The sequence below is a fragment of the Arthrobacter sp. R4 genome (assembly GCF_051365025.1).
GTDB lineage: Bacteria > Actinomycetota > Actinomycetes > Actinomycetales > Micrococcaceae > Arthrobacter.
Genome location: NZ_JBLWIJ010000032.1, coordinates 113,144 through 128,750, shown reverse-complemented (window position 1 = coordinate 128,750; position 15,607 = coordinate 113,144). Strand labels below are relative to the sequence as shown.

Below are 15,607 nucleotides of genomic sequence, written 5' to 3'. Positions count from 1 at the left end.
TCGAACCAATGAATGCGGCTTGACAGACATAGAAGAGTCCACCGAGGCCACACCGCACTCAAGGGTCAGCCACCCGCCAGCCGCGTCACCAACCTCCGTGGGTAATACAGCTAGGGAGCCGGCACCAGGCCCTCCCAGGCCACGGTCCAGCTTGCCGGGAAGCCCGGGGCGTGCCGGTCCGGGCCACCGTCCCACCCCGCCGCCATCAGGGCGACCGTGGCCAGCAGTCCGCCGTTTCCTGGCAGGTAGAGGGGAAGGGAATCTGTCTGCCGGTTGTGTCCGTTTGGCAGGACGGTGTTTTTCCCGGCCTCCTGCAGGAGGGCGTCGACGGCGGTTTCCGGGTCCTCCAGCCGTGCGGCGGTCATGGCCATCACGGGGTAGTCCCAGCCCCAGGTGCTGTCCCAGTCCCAGGTGGCCAGCACGTCAGCGAGCGTGGCGCGCATGATCTCCGGGTCGATCAGGCCTGTCTGCGGCAGCACCCCCAGTGCGCACAGCATGGACGGGTGGTCCGTGCGGATGGTGAAGGGTTCGATGTCGATCGCGGCGTAGACGCCGTTGACGGTCCGCGGGCGGACCATGCCGTCCGCTACGGCCTGCCAGTCCGGGCAGCCGGGAAGGCCGAGGCGTTCACGCCACGTGTTGGCGGTGCGGAGCGCCCATTGCCAGTACGCCAGCTCGAACGTGGGGTTGGCGACCGTCCCGCGGATGGCCTCATAACTTTCCTGGGCGGGGATCAGCGGCGGCCCAAGCTCAAAGCCACGTGCCGTGGGGTGCGCGAAGCTTGCCATGAACTCGGCGGTTTCGAACACAATCTCCGAAAATTCCTCCAGCAATTCCCGCGAGGGCACCGCCCGGTACGCCAGCTCGGCCAGGTGGATGGGGTGCGGCTGCTGCCAGATCAGGAAGGTGCCGATCGGGCTGGGGCTTTCCCGCCCGTCCGGTCCCACCTGCTTGGGCCAGCGGACGCCGTCGAACCCTTGGGCCTTGGCCGTCTGCCGCGCGGACTCAAGGATGGTTCGGTACCAGCGGAGGCCGGGGAGCAGCAGTTCCGTACGGTTCCAGTGGGCGAAGTGCGCGGCGTGCCACCAGTGCATCTCCAGGTGGAAGCGGCCCCGCCAGGAGTTGCACACCAGCCCGGTCTCCTGTGGTGGCAGGGATCCGGCGCAGTTGATCGCCGTGAGGTACTGGGACAGGACGATCCTGCGTTCAAGTTCAGCCGCCCGCGGGTCGGGTGTGCCATGGAGTTCGACGGCGCCGCCGGACTGCCAGAACTTCGGCCAGTGGTCGCGGGAGGCCTGGGCGACGGCGGTTCCAGTCCCAGTCGAGGGTGCGCCGCCAGAGCTGCGCAGGATGCATTCGCCTTGCCCGGTGCTGGTGAACTGGACGGCCAGGTCAAGGACGTCCTGCCCGGATGCGGCGCGAAGCAGCAGTTCGTGCCCGCCTGACTGGTCCAGCCGGAGGTCTTTTCCGGACACCGTCACCTGGTAACCCGATCCGTCCAGGTCGCGGTCCACGGTCCAGTGCTGGAAGCCGTCCAAGGTGCCCGCCGGTCCCGCCAGGGTGGTGGTGTGGGCCGCGGGGCGGTTCCAGTCCGCGGCGTCATGCCACGCCTCGGACCCATAGGGGAAGGCGAACGTGACCACCAGCCCGTGCTGGAGGGCCGGGGACTCCACGATCAGGCCAATCTGGTCCCGGTCCGGATGGCAGGCGGTGATGACCCTGACGGGATGGCCGCGGAGGCTGAACGTGCTGGTGACTGTCCCGGTCCAGAGGTCCAGGATCTGGACGGGGTCGACGACGTCTGCCGCGGTCAGCGGCCGTGGCGCCCCGGCGGGGTCCTCCCACGCGAACCCGATCCGGCCCAGGTCCAGGCGGTGCGGGTTGACCCGCAGCCAGGTCTCGGCGCGGGACGCCTTGGTCTCCCGGCCGTCCACGATGTCCCCCACCATGTCCAGGTAAGGGACCGGGCCCCGCGCGGAATCGTACAGAACCGTGGAACCCGCCAGGCTGTACTCCTCGTCCGCGGGGATGGAGTGCCAGCCCCATTGGGACTGCGTGCCGAGCAGCGTGCCGGGCGGGGCTCCCACGGGGTACTCGGCCGGGAGAGTCTGGAGCCCGGTGAGGTCCACGGTGAAGCAGAACTCGCCGTTGCCCACGGAAACAGGGCTGCGGGGATCAAGGCTCCGCTGCTCCACGTTGTGCCGGCGGACCAGGGCTTGACGGTCGATGGTGTGCTGGCTGCTCAAATGCCCGCCCTCCTGAAGGCTGCCGGATCTGACGGCGGCCTCCACGGTTGCACCCAGTGAGAAAACGCTTTCCGGATAGACTTCATCCTCGTGTCGTCAGGGGAGCGTGTCAACTTCGCGAGTATCAGGAAGCCCAGCCCGGGGTATGCTTACTCGGCCCGCATGGACCCCAGGATTTCGCGCAGGGCCTCCACCACGAGGTCGTGGTCCTGCTGCTGCGGCAGCCCGGAAACGGTGACCGTGGCTACCGCACCCACCCCGGCCACGTACACCGGGAAGGAGCCGCCGTGTGGTGCGTAGGTGGATTCGTCGAACCACCCGTGGTCCTCGATCCGTCCCCCGTGCAGCCTGCCGCGGAGTCCCACCAGCAATGACGGGATCTCATACCGGGCGGCGGTGCGCTGCTTGGCCCTGACCCAGTGCTCGTTGTCCGGGGTGGCGCCATCCAAAGCCACGTGGAAGAGCACCTGCTCGCCCTTGGTGATGTCGATCGCGATGGGAAGCCGCCGCGACTTCCCCAGCTCCACCAGGAGCAACCCCAGATTGAGGGAATCGTCCTTGGTGAAATGCGGAAACTGCAGCTCGGTGATCTCGGCCTCGATCCGGTCAATCAGGGCCTCGAGCAGGCCTGATGGCTGGGGCAGCCTTGAGTCGGGATTGAACGCAGTCACAGTCGGGTTGTTGGCAGTCATGGCCCACAATCTACCGCCCCAGCGGTGTAAACTGGACCACGCCCATCAGGGCAGATTATTCAAAGACCAGCTTTATTAACGACAGGGGAGCGCCGCCGTCGGGCATCACTGGCATTGCCAGGGAACCGCAGGTGGGCGCTGAGAGTGCGGGACAGCCGCAGACCCTCGAACCTGATCCGGTTAGTACCGGCGCAAGGGAGTCGAGTTCTCGAAGTGTGCGGTAACCGGCGGCAAGCCGACCGCCGGAACACTTTCCCCTCCTGTTCCTCAGGAGGATCACATGAGCACTGCAGCAATCAAAAAGACCGGCTACACCTGGCGCATCGTTGACATCGTGGTGGCCGCCCTCATCGCCATCGCCGGCGGCGTGATCTTCTGGGCGTGGTCCCAGGGCGCCGCCGCGGTTTCCCCGCCCATGAACGCCGTCTACCCGCCGCTGACCGGCCTCATCGCCGGTGGCTGGATGATCCCCGCCGTGCTGGGCATGCTGATCATCCGCAAGCCGGGCGCCGCGCTCTTCTGTGAAACGGTGGCCGCCATGGGTGAACTGATCATGGGCTCGCCGTACGGTGCCTCCGTGCTGTTCTCCGGCTTCGTCCAGGGCCTGGGCGCCGAGATCATCTTCGCCATCTTCGTCTACAAGAAGTTCAACCTGCCCATCGCGCTGCTGGCCGGCGCTGCGGCCGGGCTGTTCTGCGGCCTGAACGACTCCTTCGCCCCCTGGGGCTGGAATATCGCCTACGCCGCCGGTGACAAGCTCGCGTACATCGTATTCACCGCCATCTCGGGCGCGATCATCGCCGGCGCGCTGTCCTGGATCGCCACCCGCGGCCTGGCCAGGACGGGTGTGCTGAGCTCCTTCGCGTCCCGCAAGGCTGCGTCGGAGCCCGTCTTCTCCTAATGCCCGCAGCCTACGACGACGGCACAGCCGCTACGACGCGGCCCGCCGCCGTCACTGCCCGCGGTTGGGGGTGGCGGCACGCCGGCCGGTCCCGGCCTGCGGTCCACGCCCTGGACCTGGACATCAAGCCCGGGGAGCGTGTGCTCCTGCTGGGCCCGTCAGGGGCGGGGAAATCCACGCTGCTCCACGCCCTCGCGGGGGTGCTGGGGGATGTGAACGACGACGGCGAAGCAGGCGATTCCGACGAATCCGGTTCGCTGCGGATCGACGGCGCGTCCCCGCGTGAGCGACGCGGCCGCGCCGGGCTGGTGCAGCAGGATCCCGAAACGCAAGTGGTCCTCTCCCGGCTCGGCGACGACGTCGCCTTTGGTGCCGAGAACCTCGCCGTGCCGCGCGATGCGATCTGGGCGCGCGTGCACGAGGCGCTTGACGACGTCGGGCTCTCCCACCTGCCGCTGGACCACCCGACGTCGGCCCTGTCCGGCGGGCAGAAGCAGCGCCTGGCGCTCGCCGGCATCCTGGCCATGCGGCCGGGGCTGATCCTCCTGGACGAGCCCACGGCCAACCTGGATCCCACCGGGGTCCTCGAGGTCCGTGACGCCGTGGGCCGCTGCCTCGACAAAACCGGGGCCACGCTGGTTGTGGTGGAGCACCGCGTGTCCGTCTGGAAGGACCTCGTGGACAGGATCGTGGTGCTGCAGCCAGGCTCCGCAACTGATCCCGCAGTACTGCTGGACGGGCCGCCCGACCGGGTCCTCGCCGAGGCGAGGGACATGCTGATTGCTGCCGGTGTGTGGGTTCCCGGCTTTGTTCCGGCCACGCGGAACCGGGCTTCCGGCGGCTCCGGGGACCTGCTGCTGGCGGCCGAGGACCTTGCCGTTTCGCGGGAACGGCCGGGCCGCCGCCGCTTCAAAACCATCCCTCCGGTTCCGGTCCAACAGGGCCTTTCAGCCCAGGTCCGCGCCGGGCAGGCGCTCACCATCACAGGTCCGAACGGGGCGGGAAAGTCCACGTTCGCGCTGACCCTGGCCGGCCTGCTGGCACCCATAGGGGGAAACGTTTCAGCCACCCTGGACCTGAGCCAGGGCGCAGGCATCGACCCCTACAAATGGAAGGCGGACCAGCTGATCGCCCGCATCGGAACCGTCTTCCAGGAGCCAGAGCACCAGTTTGTCACCGGCAATGTCCTGGACGAGCTGATGTTCGGCCCCAGGCATCTTGGCCACGGCGAGGAACGGGTGGATGAGCTCCTCCAGCGGCTTCGGCTGACCGAACTCGTGGACGCCAATCCCTACACGCTCTCCGGCGGTGAGAAGCGCCGGCTGTCCGTGGCCACGGTGCTCGCCGCCCACCCGCAGGTGCTGGTCCTGGACGAGCCAACCTTCGGCCAGGACGCCAACACCTGGGCCGAGCTCGCGTCCTTCCTCTCCGAACTGCTCGACGCCGGCACCGCCGTGGTATCCGTAACGCACGATGCCGAATTCAGCACGGCCCTGGGCGGCGCCGAGCTCCGGCTGGGCACCACCGAAGCGGTGGCCCCATGAGGCAGGAACTGACACTGCGGGGGAACCAAGCACTGCTGACCCGTGCCAATCCGCTGAGCAAGTTCGCCGCCGTCGTCTTTATGACCGTGGTGCTGGCGCTGTCCATCGACTGGGTCTCCGCCTCCGTGGCGCTCTTCTGTGAACTCCTGCTCTTCCCGCTCGCGGGACTGACCCTGACGCTGCTGTGGCAGCGCGGCTGGCCGCTGATCCTGGCGGCCGCCGTGGGTGGCTGGAGCACCTCGATTTTGGCTCCGGACAGCGGAAGGATACTGCTCGACGTCGGCATCTGGTCCATGAGCGAAGGCTCCCTGGAGCTGGGGTTGGGCTTTATGCTCCGCGGCCTGGCGATCGCGTTGCCAGCCATCCTCCTCATGAGCTGCACCGATCCCACCGACCTCGCCGATGCGCTGGCCCAGAAGGCCCGGCTGTCGCACCGGTTCGTGCTGGGGACGCTCGCGGCCATGCGGCTTGTTGGCCTGATGGCCGAAGAGTGGCAGACCATTGGGATGGCCCGCCGCGCCCGCGGCGTTGGCTCGCGCGGCAACCCGGTGCAACGGATGAAAGCCACCCTGGGCCAGAGTTTCGGCCTCCTGGTCCAAGCCATCCGCAGGGCGTCCCGGCTCGCGGTCACCATGGAGGCGCGTGGCTTCGGCGGCGGGGACCGGACCTGGGCACGTGAATCCACCTACAGCAGGCTCGACGTGTGGGTCCTGGCAGGCGGGGCCCTGATGGCCACGGCGGCCGTGGCCGCCGCCGTGTTTGCCGGCACGTGGAGTTTCGTCGGCGGCTAGTCCTGGAGAGAACGTATGGCGTTCATCAGGAAGTAGCCGCCCTCAGCGCGACGTTCAGATACAGGAGTGGTTGTAGTCGAATTCCCCGGACACGAACTGGGTGAGTGCGACCTTGCCGCCGGCGGTGAGCGGGGCCTGGGAGCAGATCGCCTTGGCCCCTGTTGCGGTGCTGGCACCTGCCAGCCAGCTGGGCAGGGTGTAAAGGCTGCTGGAGCTGCTGACAGTGCCTACGATCTGTCCCCACTGGTACCCGCTGGAGTAGATGCCGACGTCGGCGCCGATGCCGTGGAAGAAATCGGTCATGCCCTCGAGGACTGCGCGGTTCCAGTTCCTGTTGCCCGACCATGAGTTGCCGGTTTCGACGTCGAGCCACCATACATACTCCGAGGGCTTGCTGATGCCGCGGAGGTACGCGTCGTCGTAGGCCTTGGCATAGCCGTACATGTAGGAGCAGGCTTCGCTGACCTCCGGATCGTCATGGCTGTTCCTGGTGCAGTCACCGTACGGATTGTGGACAGGCTTTGCGGCGGGGTAGTCATTGCTGGTGGGCCACCACGAGCCTGCCAGTCCGGGATTGGCTGTATTGACGTAGAGCGCAACGGTTGGCTGGGCGGTGGGGTTTTCTGCGCGGTCCCCGTTGGCGTCGATGGCGTTCGCCCACTTCAACTGCTCCGCGAGGCAGGGGTTCGTTGCGTTGGCACGGCCGTTGTTGACTCCGACAATGGCGAAGGCCGCGCCCCTGGGGAGTGGTTTGTTGCACTGTGGCCAGGAGACGTCGTTGCCCAGCAGCGACGGGCTGCCCTCGCCGGGGGAGGGCACTGCAGCAACCGGCGGCGCGAACACCATGCCAAACAGCAGGGCCAGGCCGATCGCCAGGGCGCAACGGATTAGCCTCAGCGCACCCGTTGAGGTGGGTACCGTTCCCCGCACAGCTCTGTGCATGGGACCTCCGTCCTAGCCCGGCGGGCAGGTCTTTCCAGTCTCCTCCGCCGCGGCGACGCGGGTCAAGGGCGGCCGCGGGCAGCGAAGGCTATCGCATGAGGTGGGTACATTGCGACTCTGTCCTCCCGGTTCAGCGTGACCGCGTGGCAAAATAGCTCATTTATGATATTTTTTTCTTATGACTCAGGAAACTGCTGAACACGTTGCCGCAACGCTCCGGGAGGCCCGCAGCCAGAAGGGCTGGACCCAGGGACAGCTGGCCGCCGAGCTTGGAACCAGCCAAAGTGCCGTCGCACGGATGGAACAGGGGAAACAGAACCTGAGCCTGAAAATGATCCAGCGGCTGGAGGCCATTTTCGGACTCAGCATCGTCAAAGTGGGCACGTCCCAGATGACGCATCTGCGGGTCGAGGGTGCCCGCACACTGTCCGGGTCGGTGGACGTAAACAGCAGCAAGAACGCCGGCGTCGCGCTGCTCTGTGCCAGCCTCATCAACCGCGGCACTACGGTCCTGCGGCGCCTGGCCCGGATTGAGGAAGTCAATCGAATCGTCGAGGTCCTGAGCAGTATCGGCGTCGAGTGCACCTGGCTCAACGACACCGACCTCCAGCTCCGCCGCCCCGCCGCCCTGGACCTGGCGGCCATGGATGTGGAAGCGGCACGCCGCACGCGGAGCGTCATTATGCTGCTCGGCCCGCTCCTGGACGAGGCCGGGGAATACCGCCTTCCGTACGCCGGCGGCTGTGATCTCGGCACGCGCACAGTGGAGCCGCACATGCAGGCGTTGCGCCAGTTTGGGCTTTCGGTGGAGGCCACCGCTGGTTTCTACACAGTCCAGGCACCGCAGGAGGACACCCTCGACCGCTCCTTCGTGCTGACTGAGCGCGGTGACACGGTCACCGAGAACGCGATCATGGCAGCGGCCCACCGCCGCGGCACTACCGTGATCCGGAACGCGAGCCCCAACTACATGGTCCAGGACCTCTGTTTCTACCTGCAGATGCTGGGTGTGAGCATCGACGGCGTGGGCACTACCACCCTGAAGATCACCGGGCAGCCGCACATCGACGTCGACATTGAATATTTCCCGTCCGAGGATCCCATCGAGGCGATGAGCCTGATCACGGCCGGCATCGTCACCAACTCGGAGGTGACCATCCGCCGCGTCCCCATCGAGTTCATGGAAATTGAACTGGCAACGCTGGGTCAGATGGGCCAGCAGTTGGAGGTTTCCGGAGAGTACATGGCCCGCAATGGCCGAACCCGCCTGGTGGATGTCACCACCAAGCCGTCCGAGCTGCGGGCGCCGGAGGACAAAATCCACCCCATGCCGTTCCCCGGCCTGAACATCGATAACCTTCCGTTCTTTGCGGTGATCGCGGCCAACGCCGAGGGCCAAACCATGATCCACGACTGGGTTTACGAGAACCGGGCCATCTACCTCACGGAGCTGAACCGGTTGGGTGCCCAGGTGCAGCTCCTGGACCCGCACCGGATCTACGTCACGGGGCCCACACGTTGGCGCGCGGCGGAGGTGGGCTGCCCGCCGGCACTCCGCCCCGCCGCTTGCCTGCTGCTGGCCATGCTGGCGGCCCGCGGCGTCTCCGAGCTGCGGAACATCTACGTGATCGAGCGCGGCTATGAGGACCTGGCCGAGCGGTTGAACACCATCGGGGCGAAAATCGAATACTTCCAGGACTGATTTTGAACGATTCTGCTCCATCATTCGGGGCGCCTGTCCGTTAGCCTGCGGAATCCCGGGGTTGCGGGCCCGTCCAGACGAAATGATGGGGCAGGATCCGTCACCCGCGGGGACGCCCGCGTTCCAGCACAGCGCGGATTTCCTTCAGGACCGTCTCCGGACTGTTCCAGATCTGCTCCGGAGCGTAGCTCAGGACAGAGTAGCCCTGGACCTGGGCGACGTTGGACCGGGACATATCCTTGCGCCAGGCCGCACGTGAACTGTGGAACTGGAAGCCATTGATTTCGACAATCAGCCAACCGTCGATCAGGATGTCCACGCGCCCTACACCTGGTATCTGGACCTGCCTGCGGAACGCTAGCCCTGCTGATTCGAAAAGAAGTCTGGCACTGATCTCCGGTACCGACTCGGACAAGCCGTCTGCCTTCGCCAAACGCTTCCGCGCGGTTCCGAAATACTTGGCTGTCAGTTCGGATTCGAGGAGTGCGCGGTGAATCCCGTGCTGTTGCATGGCGGACTGCGCCATTGCCACAGCGTCGACTTCCGGGAGGCAGGTCAACGCGTGGATGACCGTGTCTTCAGGGCTGGCGATGGGGAGGCGCTGGTGTTGTTCGAAGCGGAGGCGGCCGTGCCTGGGGCGGCACTTGCTGCGCCTGTGTCGGCTGGCCAGGTGCAGCCCGCCGGGCCTGTCTTTGAGCCATAGCCCGTAGTAGGACGCGCTCGAGGCGCAAGTCAGGAGCGAATCGTCGATGATTGCCTGCCTGAATTCGGGGTTGGCATCCGGTAGTGCCCAGACCCCTTTTCTGGGCTGGATGGCTCCGGCCGTTCCCAGGCTCCGCACGTCGCGGGCTGAGTACCCTTCCCGCCGCAGCATGCCAACCCGCGCCACGCCGCCCAGGGATTTCAAAAAGTCCAAAGGATCCATGGATCGAGCTAGCCACGGTTTTGCCCACGCCTGGCTGGTGGAGCGTGGCTATGTGGACAACCCCAACTGTGGAGGAGCTGTTTCCCGGGGGATTTTGCACCATCATTCGCCGGGGCCAGGACAACGCGCCCGGCCTTCAGGGCCCTCGTTGTCCCAAAGCAGGAATGATGGAGCAGAATGCGTCGAATAGTTCGCGCTTCGTCATGATCGGCCCCAACCCCGCCAAGCGTGGCGGCGTTGAAGCAGAATAGAGGCATGCGAACATTCGGCGTCGAGGAAGAGCTCCTGATCGTTGATCCGGACACAGGGGCGCCCCTTGCTCTGGCGGATGCCCTGCTGTCCGGCCGGCGGCTCGCGGCCGACGACGCACCGGAGAATCCGCATGCGCTGGAGACCCAAGACAAGACCGTATACGACGACGACGAGCTGGGCCTGAGCGCCGAGCTCAAGCTTGAGCAGATCGAGACCCAGACGCGGCCGTGCCTCCAGCACTCCGAACTGCTGCCGCAGATCCGGGCGGGGCGGCTGCTGGCCGACCAGGCCGCGCTCAAGAATGGCGCCAGGGTTGCCGCGCTGGCCACGTCGCCGCTCAGCTCCACCACCCACACCACCCCGGACCCGCGCTATGCACGGATGCTGGAACGGTACGGCCTGACCGCTCAGGAGCAGCTGACGTGCGGCTTCCACGTCCATACCTTCATCGAATCGCCCGATGAGGGCGTAGCCGTGCTGGACAGGATCCGGGACAAGCTGGCCGTCCTCACCGCCTTGAGTGCCAACTCGCCCTTCTGGAATGGGATGCCTACAGGATTTGAGAGTTACCGGACGCAGGCCTGGAACCGGTGGCCCACGTCCGGTCCCGCGGGCATTTACGGCACGTACTCCGCGTACCGGCGGGTGGTGACGCGCCTGTTGGACAGTGGCGTGATGCTGGACGAGGGCATGCTCTACTTTGATGCCCGCCTGTCCCGGAACCACCCCACTGTGGAGGTCCGCGTGGCCGACGTCTGCCTGCGCGCGGAGGATGCCGCCCTGATCGCAGTGCTGGTGCGGGCGATGGTTGAATCGGCCAGCAGGGAATGGCGCGACGGCGTCGAGCCGGCGCCGGTCCCCACCGTCCTTCTCCGGATGGCCGCGTGGCAGGCAAGCAGCAGCGGATTGGGTGGTGAACTGCTGGATTTCGGTACGTTCAGGCCTGCCCCCGCCGTTGATGTGGTGCGTTCCCTGGTGGATTACCTCGCGCCGGTCCTCCAGGAACAAGGCGAGCTGTCCCTGGCACGGCAGGGCGTTGAGGACATCATCGCCCGGGGTACCGGTTCGGCTGAACAGCGTAGGGTCTGGGACTCGGTGCTGGAAAAATCACCGCCCGACGACGGCGGGTTGGCTGCGGTGGTCTCCTACGCCGTGGGCATCACAATGCGCGGAACTTCCGGGCTGCCCGAGGTCGATGCTGCCCCCGAACTGCTAAGGGTGCGCCAGTCCTAGGCTCCCGGCGTCCGCTGTGTCCGCGTTGTCCGCAACCGGGGCAGCGGGTTCTTCGTAGCGCATAAGCTGGGCGCCCACCGCGGCCTCCACCAGGTAGAAAACAAACGGCGGGATGTCCTTTGTCCCTGCCAGGATGGCGCCGAAGGCGGGAGCACTCGCCGCCGCCGTGATGCCGGTCCAGGGTTTCAACGGCGACAGCAGCAGGCCTGCACCCAAGGCGGCCAGCGCGCCGATGTGGAGGCCGGAGTAGGTCAGGAACGGCCAGCTGGGACCCCTCCGGTACGCGAACTTCTCCAAATCCGATGCCCGGTCCGCAAGGGCAACAACGAACAGGGGTGCGCCCACGACGAGGGCGGCCGCTGCGCCGGTGGCGAGGGTCTTCGCGGGGCCGGATCTGAGGGCCTGGGCGAATCGGACGAAGCCGATGGGCACCGCTGCGGTCCCTGCGGCGGCGAGGAACTGCCCGGCGATCCAGGGCCCCCGGCTGCGCTGCAGCATGGCCAGCCGCGCTGCCGGGTCCTGGGTGGCGTGCACCATTCCTACGAAGGAAATGCCTACGCCCCAACAGCAACTGGCCGCAACGATGACTGTTCCGGCCTTTTGATACGGCCTGTTGCCCCGCAGTGCCTGCTTCCCGTGCATGGCTGCCTCCCGGTCCGGCGGATGCGATGGCCCAGCACAGCGCAGTAGTGACCATGAAGCTACGCCGACGTGCCGCCGTGGTCAACAGGTTAGAGCCAGCGGGGCCCGCCATCATGCACCGATCGCCAGTCGCACGCCCAAGGCCAGCATCACGACGGCGATCAGGCCGTCGAGGAGGCGCCAGGAGGACGGACGCGCAAAGAACGGACGCAGGACCCGGGCGCCGAACCCCAGCGCGCTGAACCACGCGATGCTGGCGGTGATGGCACCGGCCCCAAACCACCAGCGCAGATCCTGGGCCTGCTGGTTGGCCACCGAACCGAGCAGCAGGACGGTATCCAGGTAGACGTGCGGGTTGAGCCAGGTCAGGGCCAGGACCGTGGAGATGGCCGCCCCGGCGCTGAGGGCCGGATGTTGTCCCGAAGCTGTGAGGGCGCCGGGGCGGATCGCCCTGCGGGCGGCCATGGCACCGTATCCCAGCAGGAAAATGGCGCCGGCATAGCGCGCCACGTCCACTACTGCCGGGTTTGCGTGAATGAGTGCCCCGATCCCGGCGATCCCAGCGGCGATGAGCAGCGCGTCGGACACACTGCAGACCAGCACGACGGCGGCTACGTGCTCACCCCGGATGCCCTGCCGGAGGACAAACGCGTTTTGGCTGCCGATAGCCACGATGAGGGCAAGCCCGGTGCCGAAGCCAAGCACGATGGGGGCCAGAAGTGCAGTCAGATCCATGTCATCCAACGTACGGCGGACCATATGATTACTCCAGCTAAACATTTTTACTTCTCCTAAGGAGTGCTAATGAGAACCTTTCAGCTGGAACAGCTCCGGACGTTTGCCGCGGTGGTGGAGGAAGGAACCCTGGAGGCCGCAGCCAGGACCCTGGTGGTCACGCCCTCGGCAGTTTCCCAGCGGCTCAAGGCAATGGAGGATGCGGCCGGACAGATCCTGTTCCAGCGGACCAATCCCGTGCGGCCCACCCCGGCAGGGGAAGCGGTCCTTCGGTTCGCCCGGCAGGTCCGTCAACTGGAGTGGGATGCGTCGCGGGAGCTCGGCGAGAGCAGCGACAGGCCGGGCACGCCCATTCCCTTGGTGGTGAACGCCGATTCGCTGTCCACGTGGTTCCTGTCCGCGCTCGCAGGCCTTCCACCGGAGCTCGGCGCATTCTTTGAAATCCACAGGGAAGACGAACAGCATTCAACGCAGCTACTGCGCGCCGGGACGGTGATGGCCGCTGTGACCGCTAGCCCGGACCCGGTGCAGGGCTGCAGCGTGGCCCTGCTGGGAGCCTTGAGATACCGCGCGGTCGCCAGTCCGGGCTATGTCCGGCGATGGTGGCCGGACGGCGCTGACCTCAGGGCCGGCAGCCTTGCCCCGGTGATGGACTTTGACCGCAAGGACGACCTGCAGGACGGGTTCTTTCGCAACCTGACCGGAACGGAACTGAACGCACCGCGGCACTATGTGCCGACGTCGGCAGAGTTCGCGCAGGCAATCCGCCTGGGATTGGGGTGGGGGCTGTTGCCGGAGCAGCAGTGCCTGGCCGACATTCGGGGCGCCGCCCTCATCGAACTGGCCCCGGCGCACCCTGTCGATGTGGCCTTGTATTGGCAGCGGTGGAAGATCGACTCCCCGGTGCTCAACCAGCTCTCCGACGCAGTCCGGGAGACGGCGTTCCAGCAACTCCGCCAACCCGGGGCCTGACCAGCCGCATAGGTGCCATGCCATACTCAGGCCGTGACGTCGTCGCACTCGTTCCGTGCCGAATTGTGGCTCTATCCGGGAGAAGCCGGATGGCACTTCCTCACCCTTCCGGAGGTCATTGCCGACGACCTCCGCGAGGAAGCGGCTCCGCTCCGGAAGGGCTTCGGCTCGGTCAAAGTCACAGCCGAAATTTCCGGCCACACGTGGCAAACCTCAGTCTTCCCGGACGGCAAGTCCGGCTCGTACCTGCTGCCGGTGAAGAAAGCGATCAGGACTGCGGCCCGCATCACCGCAGGGGACACAGTAGCTGTTAACCTCGAAATCCGGCCCGAGTAGCAGGAATGGGAGCTCCGTGAACCCTTTTGCGGCCAGCGGGCAATACATAGTGTGAGCACAGACAACGACATCATCAGGCGGTCCCGGGACAGCCCCCAAGTTTTCGGGGAGTTGTACGACAGATACGCCTCAGTCATCTACAGATACGCCGCAAGAAGGGCTGGTGATTTCGCCGCCGACGACGTCACATCCGAGACCTTTCTGGTCGCCTGGGAACAACTTGAAACCTACGATCTGGACCGGGAGGATGCCCGGCCGTGGCTTTTCGGGATCGCCACAAACTTGCTCCGGCGGCACCACCGCGCCGAAGCCAAGATTCTCAGAACCGCAGGAAAAGCGGCTCTGCGGGAAGCCGTCGCCGACGATTCGGACCGGATTGCCGCCCAAGTGGACGCCGTTGTGGCGACCGCTGGCATTGCTCGCAGCCTGAAAGCTATGGCGGCCATAGACCGGGAAACGCTGCTGCTCTACGCCTGGGCGGACCTGACCTACGAGGGCATCGCCGTGGCCATGGACGTACCGGTGGGAACCGTGAGGTCCCGTCTGAACCGTGCCCGACGAACACTGCGGACCCGGCTCAACCTCGAAATACTTGATGAAACGGAGAACGACCATGAACGATTTACAGCTGCTCCGCGAAATGCGTAGCGACGTCGGCTCCGCCCCGCCGACAACTTTGGCACGCGGACGCAACAGACTCATGTCCAAGATCAGTTCCGACTCCGACTCCGGCCCCGAGGCAACGGCCACAACGTACGCCCCGGCCAACGTTCGCCCGATCCGCTTCCGGCGCCGTGTCCTGATCGCTTCGGCAGCTGCAGCCCTGCTCGTGGGGGGAATCGTCGTGGCAGATGTAGTCAGGCCCAGTGGTCCGGGAGCAACCGCCGAAGCAGCCGAGGTCCTGAACAACGCCGCGGCAGCAACCATCCAGACCTCCGACCCGGAAGTGGGACCCGGCCAGTACCTGAAGATCGATACCACAGCGGTCTACGCCGCCGGAGTCGCTTTGGGGGACCCCGGAGCAGGCGGCCGTTCGGTGGAGTGGCTGGACAAATCTTCGGACCAGCTTTATGTCCCAGCCGACCATGCCTCCGAATGGATCTGGAACCGCGAAGCCCGCATCCCGACGACGTTCTTCAGCGAGGAAGCCAAAGCGGAGGCCACCAAATACCAGCAATCCCAGTCTGAAAACCCCCACGGCGCGGGAGAACTGCTCCGGGCACCGGGAGGTAACTTCTACGGAGGACCGCGGCTGCTGTTCGCCGGCTTGCCCCTGGAGGAAGGCGTGAAGAATCTGCCCCGCGACCCCCAGGCACTCCTGGACACCATTCGACAGCGAGGCAAACAAGGCAGGCCGGAAGCCGAAACGTTGGAAAGCATTGCCGCCGCCCTGCAGACCGGAATCGTCCCGGCGGACCTTCGCGCTGCACTGTACAAAGCGGCCGCGCTCATTCCCGGAGTCACCGTCGTAGACAAGGAGGCGAACCTAGACGGCAAGGTAGGCACAGCGATCGGGATCGAGCATCCGGACAGGGAAACGCGGACGGACATCATCATTGATCCCGACACAGGGCTGCTGATCGGAGAACGAGTGGTCACGCTGACACCTGGCGAGACCTTCCCAGCCGGAACAGCGACCGCTTGGACCTCGGTTGAGACCTCAGTGGTCAATTCCGCCCCGTAAGCAGGCGCCG

15 protein-coding genes and 1 riboswitch are annotated in these 15,607 nt (G+C 66.2%); of the genes, 9 read left to right on the top strand and 6 right to left on the bottom strand.

All coding sequences use genetic code 11. The features are described 5' to 3' along the window. Positions 1 to 110: 110 nt before the first annotated feature. Together ACLKOZ_RS19110 and ACLKOZ_RS19105 are read right to left on the bottom strand one after the other, a co-directional pair. Positions 111 to 2,246 (bottom strand): hypothetical protein, encoded by a 2,136-nt coding sequence (locus ACLKOZ_RS19110; RefSeq protein WP_436477428.1) that lies wholly within the window; start codon positions 2,244 to 2,246, stop codon positions 111 to 113. A 149-nt stretch (positions 2,247 to 2,395) separates the two neighbouring features. Continuing rightward, the gene (locus tag ACLKOZ_RS19105; protein WP_436477426.1) at positions 2,396 to 2,938 is read right to left on the bottom strand and encodes a heme-degrading domain-containing protein; all 543 of its coding nucleotides are present in this window, start codon (positions 2,936 to 2,938) and stop codon (positions 2,396 to 2,398) included. Between the two features lie 73 nt (positions 2,939 to 3,011). After that, a riboswitch (TPP riboswitch) is annotated at positions 3,012 to 3,154 on the top strand. A gap of 64 nt (positions 3,155 to 3,218) precedes the next feature. Here ACLKOZ_RS19105 and ACLKOZ_RS19100 point away from each other — a divergent pair. Genes ACLKOZ_RS19100 through ACLKOZ_RS19090 form a run of 3 tightly spaced genes read left to right on the top strand, consistent with a single transcriptional unit; the run spans position 3,219 to position 6,174 of the window. Beyond that, a complete protein-coding gene (locus ACLKOZ_RS19100; RefSeq protein ID WP_436477424.1) occupies positions 3,219 to 3,839 on the top strand; it encodes an ECF transporter S component in 621 nt (206 codons plus the stop codon). Continuing rightward, on the top strand, positions 3,839 to 5,383 hold the full coding sequence (locus ACLKOZ_RS19095; protein WP_436477422.1) for an ABC transporter ATP-binding protein: 1,545 nt from the start codon (positions 3,839 to 3,841) through the stop codon (positions 5,381 to 5,383). The genes ACLKOZ_RS19100 and ACLKOZ_RS19095 overlap by 1 nt, the downstream gene beginning before the upstream one ends. Next, entirely contained in the window at positions 5,380 to 6,174 is a 795-nt protein-coding gene (locus ACLKOZ_RS19090) for an energy-coupling factor transporter transmembrane component T family protein (protein WP_436477420.1), read from the top strand. The genes ACLKOZ_RS19095 and ACLKOZ_RS19090 overlap by 4 nt, the downstream gene beginning before the upstream one ends. 54 nt (positions 6,175 to 6,228) lie before the next feature. Here the strand turns inward: ACLKOZ_RS19090 and ACLKOZ_RS19085 are convergent, their stop codons facing one another. Next, positions 6,229 to 7,116 (bottom strand): hypothetical protein, encoded by an 888-nt coding sequence (locus ACLKOZ_RS19085; protein ID WP_436477418.1) that lies wholly within the window; start codon positions 7,114 to 7,116, stop codon positions 6,229 to 6,231. Positions 7,117 to 7,294: 178 nt separating this feature from the next. On the opposite strand from ACLKOZ_RS19085, the gene ACLKOZ_RS19080 reads away from it, so the two are divergent. Then, positions 7,295 to 8,818, top strand: coding sequence for a UDP-N-acetylglucosamine 1-carboxyvinyltransferase (locus tag ACLKOZ_RS19080; protein ID WP_436477416.1), 1,524 nt, complete (start codon positions 7,295 to 7,297; stop codon positions 8,816 to 8,818). 100 nt (positions 8,819 to 8,918) lie between these two features. On the opposite strand, the gene ACLKOZ_RS19075 is transcribed toward ACLKOZ_RS19080, so the two are convergent. After that, on the bottom strand, positions 8,919 to 9,734 hold the full coding sequence (locus ACLKOZ_RS19075; protein WP_436477414.1) for an endonuclease domain-containing protein: 816 nt from the start codon (positions 9,732 to 9,734) through the stop codon (positions 8,919 to 8,921). Positions 9,735 to 9,998: 264 nt separating this feature from the next. On the opposite strand from ACLKOZ_RS19075, the gene ACLKOZ_RS19070 reads away from it, so the two are divergent. After that, positions 9,999 to 11,228, top strand: a complete 1,230-nt coding sequence (locus tag ACLKOZ_RS19070) for a glutamate--cysteine ligase 2 (RefSeq protein WP_436477412.1) — start codon at positions 9,999 to 10,001, stop codon at positions 11,226 to 11,228. Here the strand turns inward: ACLKOZ_RS19070 and ACLKOZ_RS19065 are convergent. Both ACLKOZ_RS19065 and ACLKOZ_RS19060 read right to left on the bottom strand, forming a co-directional pair. Then, positions 11,208 to 11,870 carry a hypothetical protein gene (locus ACLKOZ_RS19065; protein ID WP_436477410.1) on the bottom strand — a complete coding sequence of 221 codons (663 nt, stop codon included), beginning with the start codon at positions 11,868 to 11,870 and terminating at the stop codon, positions 11,208 to 11,210. The genes ACLKOZ_RS19070 and ACLKOZ_RS19065 overlap by 21 nt on opposite strands. Before the next feature lie 111 nt (positions 11,871 to 11,981). Beyond that, positions 11,982 to 12,605: a LysE/ArgO family amino acid transporter gene (locus ACLKOZ_RS19060; RefSeq protein ID WP_436477408.1), complete on the bottom strand. Its 624-nt coding sequence runs from the start codon at positions 12,603 to 12,605 to the stop codon at positions 11,982 to 11,984. A 69-nt stretch (positions 12,606 to 12,674) separates the two neighbouring features. On the opposite strand from ACLKOZ_RS19060, the gene ACLKOZ_RS19055 reads away from it, so the two are divergent. Genes ACLKOZ_RS19055 through ACLKOZ_RS19040 form a run of 4 tightly spaced genes read left to right on the top strand, consistent with a single transcriptional unit; the run spans position 12,675 to position 15,597 of the window. After that, positions 12,675 to 13,577, top strand: coding sequence for a LysR family transcriptional regulator ArgP (locus ACLKOZ_RS19055; RefSeq protein WP_436477406.1), 903 nt, complete (start codon positions 12,675 to 12,677; stop codon positions 13,575 to 13,577). Positions 13,578 to 13,610: 33 nt separating this feature from the next. Beyond that, positions 13,611 to 13,913, top strand: a complete 303-nt coding sequence (locus ACLKOZ_RS19050) for a DUF1905 domain-containing protein (protein WP_436477404.1) — start codon at positions 13,611 to 13,613, stop codon at positions 13,911 to 13,913. 51 nt (positions 13,914 to 13,964) lie between these two features. Beyond that, entirely contained in the window at positions 13,965 to 14,561 is a 597-nt protein-coding gene (locus ACLKOZ_RS19045; protein ID WP_436477402.1) for an RNA polymerase sigma factor, read from the top strand. Continuing rightward, positions 14,527 to 15,597 carry a CU044_5270 family protein gene (locus ACLKOZ_RS19040; RefSeq protein ID WP_436477400.1) on the top strand — a complete coding sequence of 357 codons (1,071 nt, stop codon included), beginning with the start codon at positions 14,527 to 14,529 and terminating at the stop codon, positions 15,595 to 15,597. The genes ACLKOZ_RS19045 and ACLKOZ_RS19040 overlap by 35 nt, the downstream gene beginning before the upstream one ends. Positions 15,598 to 15,607 lie beyond the last annotated feature (10 nt).